We start from the raw sequence: 11,276 nt of genomic DNA on the forward strand, positions 1-11,276 counted from the left end.
CGTTCGGGAATTCCGCGGTGTCCGGCGCGTCATCGCGCACGTGGGCGCCACGCGACTCCTTGCGGGCTTCGGCCGAAATCATCGTCGCCTTGGCCACTTCGATCAGGTTGTCGAGTTCCAGCGCTTCGGTGCGGGCCGTGTTCCAGACCTTGGACTTGTCCTTGATCTCGGTGCGCTTCGCGCGTTCGGCGACCTGCATGATCGCGGCCACGCCTTCCTTCAGCAGTTGGTCGAAACGGAACACACCGGCGTGCTTCTGCATCGTGCGCCGCATCTCGAGACCGACTTCGAACACGCTCTCGCCGTTCTTCTGCCCTTCCAGACGCGCGAGGCGCGCGAGCGACATGTCGGCCGCGTCGGCCGGCAGCGGCTTCAGGCCCAGATTCCCGCTTCGGAGGTCCTCGACGACCGATTCCCCGGCGGACTTGCCGAACACCAGCAGGTCGAGCAGCGAATTCGTGCCGAGGCGGTTCGCGCCGTGCACCGACGCGCACGCGCATTCGCCGGCGGCATAGAAGCCCGAGATCGGCGCGTTGGGGTTGCCGTCCTTAGGCGCGACCACCTGCCCCTTGAAGTTCGTCGGAATGCCGCCCATCTGATAGTGCGCGGTCGGCACGACCGGAATCGGCGCCTTGATCGGATCGACGCCGGCAAACTGGATCGAGATTTCGCGAATGCCCGGCAGCCGCTTCATGATCGTCTCGGGCGACAGGTGCGTGATGTCGAGCAGCACGTGATCCTTGTCCGGCCCGCAGCCGCGGCCTTCGTTGATCTCGGTGACCATCGAGCGCGAAACGACGTCCCGCGACGCGAGATCCTTCAGGTTCGGCGCGTAGCGCTCCATGAAGCGTTCGCCCGACGCGTTACGCAGGATGCCACCCTCGCCGCGCACGCCTTCGGTGATCAGCACGCCCGCACCGAATACGCCGGTCGGATGGAACTGCCAGAACTCCATGTCTTCGAGCGGAACACCCGCACGCGCCGCCATGCCGAGGCCGTCGCCGGTATTGATGAACGCGTTCGTCGAGCTGTGGAAGATGCGCCCGGCACCGCCCGTCGCGAAGATCGTCGCCTTCGCGTGGAAGATGCTGACTTCGCCGGTCTCCATTTCGATCGCGGTGACCCCGACCACGTCGCCGTCGGCGTCGCGGATCAGGTCGAGCGCATTCCACTCGACGAAGAACTGAGTGTTCGCGCGCACGTTGCGCTGATAGAGCGCATGCAGCATCGCATGACCCGTCCGGTCGGCCGCGGCACAGGAGCGCGACACCGGGGATTGGCCGTAATTCTGCGAATGGCCGCCGAACGGCCGCTGGTAGATCTTGCCGTTGTCGGTTCGGTCGAACGGCATGCCGTAATGTTCGAGTTCGACGACGACCTCGTTCGCCTTGCGGCACATGAACTCGATCGCGTCCTGGTCGCCGAGCCAGTCCGACCCCTTCACGGTGTCGTACATGTGCCAGTGCCAGTTGTCCTCGGTCGAGTTGCCGAGCGAAGCCGCCACGCCGCCCTGAGCCGCAACGGTGTGCGAGCGCGTCGGGAAGACCTTGGTGAGCACCGCAGTTTTCAGGCCCGCCTCGGAAAGTTGCAGGGCCGCACGCAACCCGGCGCCACCGGCACCGACGATGACCGCGTCAAAAGTACGCTTTGCGACGTTCACGCTTACAGCCTCCAAAGAATCTGGGCAGCCCAGCCGGCGTAGCCGACGAGCAGGAAGATCGTTACGACATGCAGGAACAGGCGAACGCCGACCGGCTTCACGTAGTCCATGTAGATGTCACGGACGCCGATCCAGGCGTGGTAGAAAAGCGCGAGGAAGAACAGGAACGTGAAGAAACGCACCAGTCCGCCGCCGAACAGGCCGGACCAGGTGTCGTAGGTCATTTCGGGAAGACCGAGCGCGGCGGCCGCGAACAGGACCGTGTAGACCACCATGAACACGGCCGTCGCACGCTGGGCGATCCAGTCGCGCAGACCATAGTGCGCGCCGACGACGATGCGCTTTACCATAGTTTCACCCCGATGATCACGGTCAGCACGATGCTGACGGCCAGCACGATGCGCGAGCTGTTGCGCGCCGACTTGAGATCGACGCCGGTATGCATGTCGAGCAGAAGAAAGCGGATGCCCGCGCAGAAATGATGCAGGTACGCCCAAAGCAGGCCGAGCAGCAGAAGCTTGATGAGCGGGTTCGCGACGACACTCTTGTACGTTACAAAGGACTCGGGCGAGCCCAGGCTGCGGTCGAGCAGATACAGCAGGAACGGCAGCATCAGGAACAGACCGGCGCCACTGACTCGGTGCAGGATCGAAACGATGCCCGGCAGCGGCAGCCGGATTTCATGCAGGGCCAGGAATTTGGGCCGCTGCTTGCGCGCTAAGGCTTCTGACATATATGTTTTACCCCTTGATGAGCGACGGTTACCCGACGCGGTTCTCCCAAACTGCAAAGAGCCCGAATTATATACGCTGAAGCGCATATGCCCCGCGCGCCGGCGTCAGATCAATTCGTTCAGATAAAAATGTTCCGCCGTCGAATAAAGGCCGCGACGCCACTCGACAGGGCGGTCGCCATAGGTGTAGGTGACGCGCTCGACCGACAGCAGCGGCGTCCCTTCGGCCACCTTCAGCGTCTCGCTCGTCGACCGGTCCGCGGCGACCGCGCGGATCCGCTCCTGGGCGCGAATCATGCGCAGCCCGAAACGGGTCTCGAACAGGCTGTAGAGCGAGCCGTTCCAGCTCTGGAGAACTTCGAGCGTAAGCCCCTGGAATATTTCGCCGGGCAGATAGATTTCGTCGACGACGACCGGCTTCTGTGCGAACCTCAGTATGCGACGGACGATGATGATCGGGTCGCCCTGCTCGATTCCCAGCACGCGCGACGCCTCCTGCCCCGCCTTCGCGCGCCAGCAGTCCATCGGCACGCTCTGCGGATGCGCGAGCACCCCGTCCATCGGCACGAGGCGCAGGAAACGGAACAGCGAGCGCGGATCATTATGCGACGCGACGAAGGTGCCCTTGCCCTGCTTGCGGATCAGCAGGTTGTCGGCGGCCATTTCATCGATGGCCTTGCGGACCGTCCCCTGCGACACGCTGAAGCGGGCGGCGAGTTCCTGCTCGCTCGGAATCACCTGCCCGGGTCGCCACTCGCCCGACTCGAGAGCCTGAAGAATCAGGCTCTTGATCTGCCGGTAGAGAGGGCTGAAAGTTGGAGATTCCTGTGCCATGCGCGCATTTCATCACAAAAATTTTCGAACGTCCATCCGTAATCTCATGTCTTATATAAGACATGAGATGTGAATTGACATCGGCAGCGCTTGCTTCTACCATCTTTCGACCCCGGCGGCTGGTCCACCAGCCCGCCGAGTCGAACGCCGAACTGCAATCGCGGACGGCAGCCTTTACACTTCACCGTCTTCAATCCGCTTTAGAGGGAGTACTCCTATGAGCAAAGCCCCCGTGCGTGTCGCCGTCACCGGCGCGGCCGGCCAGATCGGCTACAGCCTGCTGTTCCGCATTGCCAGCGGCGAAATGCTGGGCAAAGACCAGCCTGTGATCCTGCAACTGCTCGACCTTCCCCAAGCCCAGAAGGCGGTCAAGGGCGTGATGATGGAGCTCGAGGACTGCGCCTTCCCGCTGCTCGCGGGCATGGTCGCGACCGACGACCCGAACGTCGCGTTCAAGGACGCCGACTACTGCCTGCTCGTCGGTGCCCGCCCGCGCGGCCCCGGCATGGAGCGCGCGGACCTCCTGCAGGCCAACGGCCAGATCTTCACCGTGCAGGGCAAGGCGATCGCCGAGAACGCGAAGGAGAACGTCAAGGTTCTCGTCGTCGGCAACCCGTGCAACACGAACGCCACCATCGCCGCCGCCGCCGCGAAGAAGGTCGGCCGCACGGACCCGAACAACTACCACGGCATGCTGCGCCTCGACCACAACCGCGCGCTGTCGCAGCTCGCCGCGAAGACCGGCCGCCCGGTGTCGAGCCTGAAGAAGATGGTCGTGTGGGGCAACCATTCGCCCACGATGTATGCCGACTACCGCTTCTGCACGTCGAACGGCGACTCCGTAAAGGCGCTCGTCAATGACCACGCGTGGAACAACGACGTGTTCCTGCCGACCGTCGGCAAGCGCGGCGCAGCGATCATCGACGCGCGCGGCCTGTCGTCGGCGGCTTCCGCCGCGAACGCGGCGATCGACCACATGCACGACTGGGCGCTCGGTTCCGACGACTGGGTGACGATGGGCGTTCCGTCCGACGGCTCCTACGGCATCCCGGCGGGCGTCGTGTTCGGCTTCCCGTGCGAATGCAAGAACGGCGAGTTCAAGATCATCCAGGGTCTCGAAATCGACGAGTACTCGCGCGAGAAGATCAATAAGACTCTCGGCGAACTCGAAGACGAGCGTGCTGCCGTCGCCGACATGCTGAAGTAATCCGGCGGTTCGACCGTCGACGGGGCCGCGATACAATTTCGCGGCCCTTTTCTTTTGTGCGGCCGGATTGCCGGCCGCCCCTCCTGGATGAAAGCGATGCAACATCCTGCTGACATATTGTTCGCCGGCGAGAAACCCTTCCCTGCCCTGCCCGCGGTCGATCATTATGCGGGTTCCGAAAAGCTGATGAGTAAGGCGCTCGCGCTGCAGCACGAGCTCGGTCCGGTCTTCGACATCACATGCGACTGCGAGGACGGTGCGCGGGCAGGTGCCGAAGCGGAACATGCGGCGATGGTCGCCGACACTGTCACCGGCACCGACAACCGGGATGGCCGGATCGGCGCGCGGATTCATGACATCACGCATTCGCACTGGCAGCGCGATCTCGAGATCCTGGTCGGACGCGCCGGCGCCCGACTCGCGTTCCTGACCTTGCCGAAGGTCCGCTCGGCCGCGGATGCGAAAACGCAGATCGCCGCGTTGCGCACGGTCGAAGCCGCGCACGGGCTCGAACGGCCGATTCCGGTCCACGTCCTGATCGAGACGCACGGGGCTCTCCACGAAGTCTGGGACATCGCCGCAGTGTCCGGCGTCGAGTCGCTCGATTTCGGCCTGATGGATTTCGTCTCGGGCCACCACGGGGCGATTCCCGCTGCGGCGATGACGAGCCCGGGTCAATTCACGCATCCGCTGGTTGTCCGGGCGAAGGTCGAAATCGCCGCCGCCGCGCTCGCGAACGGCGTCGTCCCGTCGCACAACGTCACGACCGAACTCAAGGACATCGAGCTCATCCGCCACGACGCTGCACGGGCGCGGCGGGAGTTCGGTTATCTGCGGATGTGGAGCATCCATCCGAACCAGATCCGGCCGATCCTCGACGCGATGCGGCCGGACTTTTCGGAGGTCGAGGAGGCGGCCGAAATTCTCGTCAGCGCGCAGGACGGCGACTGGGGACCGATCCAGCACCGCGGCCGTCTGCACGACCGCGCGTCCTATCGCTATTACTGGGAGTTGCTGCTGCGTGCGCGCACGACCGGCATGGCCCTGCCGGGCGAAGCGTCGAGACGGTTCTTCCCCTGATCCGGGCGCGCCGCCGGGACACCTCCGGCGGCGGCGCGGCGCTTGTTGCTCGGGCGGCGACGCGCGCGTCTGCCCGCGTCAGTCGATGAGAGTCAGTCGGGCGACGTCGGAGGCGTCGCCTTAGTCTTCCGCGCGGCCGGTTTGCGTGCGCGCGGTTTCGGCGCGGCGGCCGTCGCCTCGAGCGCTTTCGCCGCCCCCTCGGATGCGTCGGGCGCCGAATCTGCCGCAGCGGCCTGGGCTTCGATCAACGGCTGCGTCGAAGCCACCGTCTGCGCGTCGGCGGGCAGCGTCGGAGAGGTCGGTTCGACGGGCAGCTTGGTCGGGGCGCGCGGCGAGCGCGAGACCGTCGCATCCACGTCCAGCCATTCCTTCCGTTCGCCGAAACCGACATGCGGCAATGACGCGCGCAGCATCACGCGCACCGCGTCCTGCTCCCCTGCCGGGTCCAGCGGCGTCACGAGAGCCTCGATCCGCGGCAGCCACGGCAGGAAAAAATCGATTGCCGCGGGCTGACGGGGGCGGCCCGGAGCGAGCGCGGGCAGCCACGGATTCGGCGCCGAGACGACAAAATCGAACCACGCTTGCCACTGCCGGGCCCAGAACGCGTTCCAGTCCTGCAGCATCGACCATGGCTGCAGGCATGCGGACATCAGCGCCGCGGGCCCCGCCGGCTCACCCGATCTGCTTTCATTCATGATCATCCCCAGTGCGAAGATTGCGCGGCACCGCTTACCTAAAGCTGCGGCCCGGCGATTCCGGTCAGCGACGGCGAAACTGGGCCGGCCGCGGCGCCCCGGTCGCTGCCGGTCTCTCGTCCTTGTGGCGGAAGCTGATGCGCGCCTTCGTCAGATCGTAGGGCGACAGTTCGACGCTGACTTTGTCACCGGCGAGGATGCGGATGCGGTGCTTGCGCATCTTGCCCGACGCGTAGGCCTGCACCTCGATCCCGTTTTCGAGCGTCACCCGAAAGCGCGTATCCGGCAGCACCTCATTGACGACACCTTCCATTTCCAGCAATTCTTCCTTGGCCATTTCATCATCCTTTCATGCATTCGTGGGGCGAACCGGAGCGCGTGGTGGGGAGAACCGGTTCGTGGTTCATGCGGCGTCTCGGGGGGAATGACATCATTCCCTTCCCCGCCAGATGGCACTTCGCCCCAGACGTTTCTAGATGGAACGACAGACGGGCGCGGGACGTTCAGTACCGCGTTGGACGGAACGCACGAGTATCGGCTGCGTTCGGGAGACCAGAGAAAAGTGCCGGGAGGACCGCAAGAGAGCCGGTTGCAGTCGCTTCCACCGGGCGCCGGATTCAGCCCGCAGACTATACAGGATTATGCCCCTCGGCCCCAACTCGGACCGCCCGGAGGTACAGAACGGCCCGAAGTTCTTCGTCGACTCCTTATAATCGGGGTCATGACGAACGCCAAGTCCCAAGCCGAATTCACGGTGCTCTTCGCGGACCTTGCCGGGAGCACCCAACTTTACGAACGTGTCGGCGACGCGATCGCCTTCCGGCTCGTCGAGCAATGTCTGCAACGGGCGCGGAGCGAAATCGAACAGCGCGGCGGCCGGGTCGCGAAACACACCGGGGACGGCCTGATGGCGGTATTCACGGACGCGAACCGCGCGGCCGAGGCCGCGCTGCGGGTTCACCAGGCGGTGCGCGACCTGCCGCTCTCGTCCGGACAGACAATCGCCGTGCGACTCGGCTTCCATACGGGACCGGTTGTCGAAAGCGACAACGACGTCTTCGGCGACACCGTGAACGTCGCCGCGCGCCTGCTCGAACTGGCGTCCCCCGGCCGCGCGATCACGTCCGCGGAGACGGCGCGGCAGCTCGAACCCGAGTGGCGCGTCCTGCTGCGGCCATTGAAGCCGCGAACACTTCGGGGCGTCTCGCGTGTGACGAGTCCGTTCGAACTCGTCTGCGAATCGCCGGGGGACCTGACGGTCGTCCAGTCGGTCAATTTCGAGGCGGAGGAAAAGCCCGAGCTCCGGCTTTATCTCGGGGCGCAGTCCGTCGTGCTCGACGAGCGGAACCCGAGCGTGCGCCTTGGTCGCGATCCGGCATCCGAGATTTGTGTCAGCGACACCCGCGCGTCGCGGCAACATGCCCGCATCGAGTTTCGCGGCGACAAGTTCGTGCTCATCGACCGCAGCAGCAACGGAACCTTTGTCGCGATGGACGACGAGAAGGAGTTCGTGCTGTCGCGCGAGGAGGTCGTGCTGCGAAAACACGGCCAACTCGCGCTGGGCCGCACCTGCGTCGACAATCCGTACTCAATCGGATTCGTCTGCATGTAAGTCCGGCGCGAGCTGCGCCGCGGCCCGCGCTCGGCGGGCGCAGCGTATCCTTCACTCCGTGACGGGCTTTTCGTCGGACCGACCGTCATCCGGGACGTCGTCGGCGCCAGACCGGTGCTCGGCCGGCTGGCCGACAATCGCTTCGAGCGAGATCACCTTCGCGCCGCCGATCGGCCACGGGATCGGCATCCGCATCGAATAGCGCGTCGCCTCCGAACCCGGCCGGTCGGTCTTGCGCCGCAGCGGAATGACCTGGGCTTCGACGTGCGGCATCCACGACAAATCCGACGCCCGGCGCAAACCATCGTTCGGAGCCGGCGCCGGCTGCCCGAGCATCCGGAATCCCGCGCTCCACAACCGCTGACTGCCCTGCAGCCAGACATCGAACCACTTCATGCTTTCGGTCATCGCCGATTCCGACCACTTGATCCACATCGCCGGATCGAGCGTCTCTGCCTTGTTCGGTGCGTGGTCCGGTTGCTCCGGGCGATTCCGCCTGCCTCCAGCCTTCATATCCCCTCCCAACCGACGTACCTTGAAGATAGCTTAACCATTGCCGATTCGCGCGGGAAGGATGGATCGTATCAGGCTTCCAACGCCGCTGCGGCGCCGGAAGCGCCGTCGCGCCTACCGAAGCCCGTCGCCCTGCCGCCCGTCACGGCAGCAATCGGAAGGCGCGGTCACTCGCATAATAGAAAAAGGCGACGCCCCTTTCGGAGCACCGCCTTCAGCGCCTCGAAGGGCGTGACCCGTCAGACCTCGACCTTCTCCGCGATCTCGGCGAACTCCGCGATCTGGTCGAAATTCATATAGCGGTAGATGTCGGCCGCCTTCTGGTTGACGACGTTCACCTGCTCCATGTATTCGCCCACGGTCGGGATCTTGCCCATCAGCGCGCATACCGCGGCGAGCTCGGCCGAGCCGAGGTAGACGCGCGTATCGATACCGAGACGGTTCGGGAAGTTCCGCGTCGAGGTCGACATCGCGGTCGAGCCCTTGCGGACCTGCGCCTGGTTGCCCATGCACAGCGAGCAACCCGGCATTTCCATGCGCGCGCCGGATTTGCCGAGGACCGAGTAATAGCCTTCCTCGTTGAGGATCATCGCGTCCATCTTCGTCGGCGGCGCGATCCACAGGCGCGTCGGGATGTCCGACTTGCCGTCGAGCACCTTGCCGGCCGCGCGGAAGTGGCCAATGTTGGTCATGCACGAGCCGATGAAGACCTCGTCGATCTTGTCGCCGGCGACTTCGGACAGCAGCTTGACGTCATCCGGGTCGTTTGGGCACGCGACGATCGGCTCGCTGATGTCGGCGAGGTCGATCTCGATCACCGCCGCGTAGTCGGCATCCGCGTCGCCCTTCAGCAGTTGCGGGTTCGCGATCCAGCTCTCCATCGCCTTGATGCGGCGGCCGAGCGTGCGCTTGTCTTCGTAGCCGTTCGCGATCATCCACTTCATCAGCGTGATGTTCGAACGCATGTATTCGATGATCGGCGCCTTGTCGAGGTGCACTGTGCAGCCCGCCGCCGAACGCTCGGCGGACGCATCGGACAGCTCGAACGCCTGCTCGACCTTCAGGTCCGGCAGGCCTTCGATCTCAAGGATGCGGCCGGAGAAGACGTTCTTCTTGCCCTTCTTCTCGACGGTGAGCAGGCCCTCGCGGATTGCATACAGCGGGATCGCATTAACGAGGTCACGCAAGGTCACGCCCGGCTGCATCTTGCCCTTGAAGCGCACCAGCACTGATTCGGGCATGTCGAGCGGCATCACGCCGGTCGCCGCGGCGAACGCGACGAGGCCCGATCCGGCCGGGAACGAGATGCCGATCGGGAAGCGGGTGTGCGAGTCGCCGCCGGTGCCGACCGTGTCGGGAAGCAGCAGGCGGTTCAGCCACGAGTGGATCACGCCATCGCCCGGGCGCAGCGCGACGCCGCCGCGCGTCGAGATGAAGCCCGGCAGCTCCCGGTGCATCTTGACGTCGACCAGCTTCGGGTACGCCGCGGTGTGGCAGAACGATTGCATCACCATGTCGGCCGAGAAGCCGAGGCACGCGAGGTCCTTCAGTTCATCGCGCGTCATCGGCCCAGTCGTGTCCTGGGAGCCGACCGTCGTCATCTTCGGCTCGCAGTACGTGCCCGGACGGATGCCCTGGCCGTCCGGCAGGCCACAGGCGCGGCCGACCATCTTCTGCGCGAGCGAGAAGCCCTTGCCCGAATCGGCGGGCGACTGCGGCAGGCGGAACAGCGTCGACACCGGCAGGCCGAGCGCTTCGCGCGCCTTCGCGGTGAGGCCGCGGCCGATGATCAGCGGGATGCGGCCGCCGGCGCGCACTTCGTCGAGGATCACGAGCGTCTTGAGCTGCGATTCGGCGATCACGGCGCCGTTCTTCAGCGCGGTGACCTTGCCGGACGCCTGGTCGACCTTCAGCTCGATCTCGTCGCCCATGTCCATCTGGCCGGCGTCGATCTCGATCGGCAGCGCGCCGGCGTCTTCCATCGTGTTGAAGAAGATCGGCGCGATCTTCGAGCCGAGGCAGACGCCGCCGAAGCGCTTGTTCGGCACGAACGGGATGTCCTCGCCGGTGAACCACAGCACCGAGTTCGTCGCCGACTTGCGCGACGAGCCCGTGCCGACGACGTCGCCGACGTAGGCGACGAGGTTGCCGCGCGACTTGAGCTCCTCGAGGAACTTGACCGGACCGCGCACGCCCGCCTCTTCCGGCGAGATGCCCGGACGCGGGTTCTTCAGCATCGCGAGCGCATGCAGCGGAATGTCGGGACGCGACCAAGCGTCCGGCGCCGGCGACAGGTCGTCGGTGTTCGTCTCGCCGGTGACCTTGAACACGGTCAGCTTCTGCGTGGCCGGCACTTCCGGACGGCTCGTGAACCATTCGGCATCGGCCCACGACTGCATCACCGCTTTAGCGTTCGCGCTGCCCTTCTCGGCGAGTTCCTTCACGTCGTGGAAGTAGTCGAACATCAGCAGCGTCTTCTTCAGACCTTCGGCCGCGACGGTGCCGACCTCGGCGTCGCCGAGCAGGTCGATCATCGGGCGGATGTTGAAGCCGCCGAGCATCGTGCCGAGCAGTTCCGTGGCCTTCGCCCGCGACACCAGCGCACAGCGTTCTTCGCCCTTCGCGACCTTCGCGAGAAACGCCGCCTTGACCTTTGCGGCGTCATCGACGCCGGCCGGCACGCGGTAGGTCAGCAGCTCGACGAGGAAGGCCTCCTCGCCCTTCGGCGGGTTCTTCAGCAGGGCGACGAGTTCTTCGGTCTGCTGCTTCGACAGCGGCAGCGGCGGGATGCCGAGGGCGGCACGCTCTGCGACATGGGCGCGGTAGGCTTCAAGCACGGTGCATTCCTTATCGTGACGGTGACAGGTGTCCGGGGGTCGCCCGGACGACTCGCGAATTATATGTCTTTTATAAGACTTGAGGTGCAATGCAACAATCAGCTC

At 65.2% G+C, this 11,276-nt stretch carries 11 protein-coding genes; 3 read left to right on the forward strand and 8 right to left on the reverse strand.

The annotated features are described in order from the left end of the window. From sdhA to V6M37_RS12045, 4 genes are all read right to left on the reverse strand, one after another. On the reverse strand, nt 1–1,660 hold a 1,660-nt coding region (gene sdhA / locus V6M37_RS12030), incomplete at its 3' end, for a succinate dehydrogenase flavoprotein subunit (RefSeq protein WP_332673574.1). 2 nt (nt 1,661–1,662) lie between these two features. Continuing rightward, nucleotides 1,663–2,010 (reverse strand): succinate dehydrogenase, hydrophobic membrane anchor protein, encoded by a 348-nt coding sequence (sdhD, locus tag V6M37_RS12035; protein ID WP_332673575.1) that lies wholly within the window; start codon nt 2,008–2,010, stop codon nt 1,663–1,665. Next, complete coding sequence (sdhC, locus tag V6M37_RS12040) at nt 2,004–2,393, reverse strand: succinate dehydrogenase, cytochrome b556 subunit (RefSeq protein WP_332673577.1); 390 nt, start codon at nt 2,391–2,393, stop codon at nt 2,004–2,006. The genes sdhD and sdhC overlap by 7 nt, the downstream gene beginning before the upstream one ends. 105 nt (nt 2,394–2,498) lie before the next feature. Further along, nucleotides 2,499–3,227, reverse strand: coding sequence for a GntR family transcriptional regulator (locus V6M37_RS12045; RefSeq protein WP_332673579.1), 729 nt, complete (start codon nt 3,225–3,227; stop codon nt 2,499–2,501). A 217-nt stretch (nt 3,228–3,444) separates the two neighbouring features. Between V6M37_RS12045 and V6M37_RS12050 the strand changes: the two genes are divergently transcribed. Together V6M37_RS12050 and V6M37_RS12055 are read left to right on the forward strand one after the other, a co-directional pair. Next, nucleotides 3,445–4,434 carry a malate dehydrogenase gene (locus tag V6M37_RS12050; protein WP_332673581.1) on the forward strand — a complete coding sequence of 330 codons (990 nt, stop codon included), beginning with the start codon at nt 3,445–3,447 and terminating at the stop codon, nt 4,432–4,434. A 96-nt stretch (nt 4,435–4,530) separates the two neighbouring features. After that, entirely contained in the window at nt 4,531–5,514 is a 984-nt protein-coding gene (locus V6M37_RS12055; RefSeq protein ID WP_332673582.1) for an HpcH/HpaI aldolase/citrate lyase family protein, read from the forward strand. A 92-nt stretch (nt 5,515–5,606) separates the two neighbouring features. On the opposite strand, the gene V6M37_RS12060 is transcribed toward V6M37_RS12055, so the two are convergent. Together V6M37_RS12060 and infA are read right to left on the reverse strand one after the other, a co-directional pair. Next, nucleotides 5,607–6,209, reverse strand: a complete 603-nt coding sequence (locus V6M37_RS12060; RefSeq protein ID WP_332673584.1) for a hypothetical protein — start codon at nt 6,207–6,209, stop codon at nt 5,607–5,609. Between the two features lie 64 nt (nt 6,210–6,273). Continuing rightward, complete coding sequence (gene infA, locus V6M37_RS12065; RefSeq protein WP_312657265.1) at nt 6,274–6,546, reverse strand: translation initiation factor IF-1; 273 nt, start codon at nt 6,544–6,546, stop codon at nt 6,274–6,276. Between the two features lie 384 nt (nt 6,547–6,930). Between infA and V6M37_RS12070 the strand changes: the two genes are divergently transcribed. Next, on the forward strand, nt 6,931–7,821 hold the full coding sequence (locus tag V6M37_RS12070) for an adenylate/guanylate cyclase domain-containing protein (protein ID WP_332673588.1): 891 nt from the start codon (nt 6,931–6,933) through the stop codon (nt 7,819–7,821). Nucleotides 7,822–7,872: 51 nt separating this feature from the next. Here the strand turns inward: V6M37_RS12070 and V6M37_RS12075 are convergent, their stop codons facing one another. Together V6M37_RS12075 and V6M37_RS12080 are read right to left on the reverse strand one after the other, a co-directional pair. Then, entirely contained in the window at nt 7,873–8,334 is a 462-nt protein-coding gene (locus V6M37_RS12075) for a hypothetical protein (RefSeq protein WP_332673590.1), read from the reverse strand. Nucleotides 8,335–8,573: 239 nt separating this feature from the next. Then, nucleotides 8,574–11,171 carry a bifunctional aconitate hydratase 2/2-methylisocitrate dehydratase gene (locus tag V6M37_RS12080; RefSeq protein WP_332673591.1) on the reverse strand — a complete coding sequence of 866 codons (2,598 nt, stop codon included), beginning with the start codon at nt 11,169–11,171 and terminating at the stop codon, nt 8,574–8,576. Nucleotides 11,172–11,276: the final 105 nt, after the last annotated feature.

This window comes from Aromatoleum sp. (assembly GCF_036675785.1).
GTDB lineage: Bacteria > Pseudomonadota > Gammaproteobacteria > Burkholderiales > Rhodocyclaceae > Aromatoleum.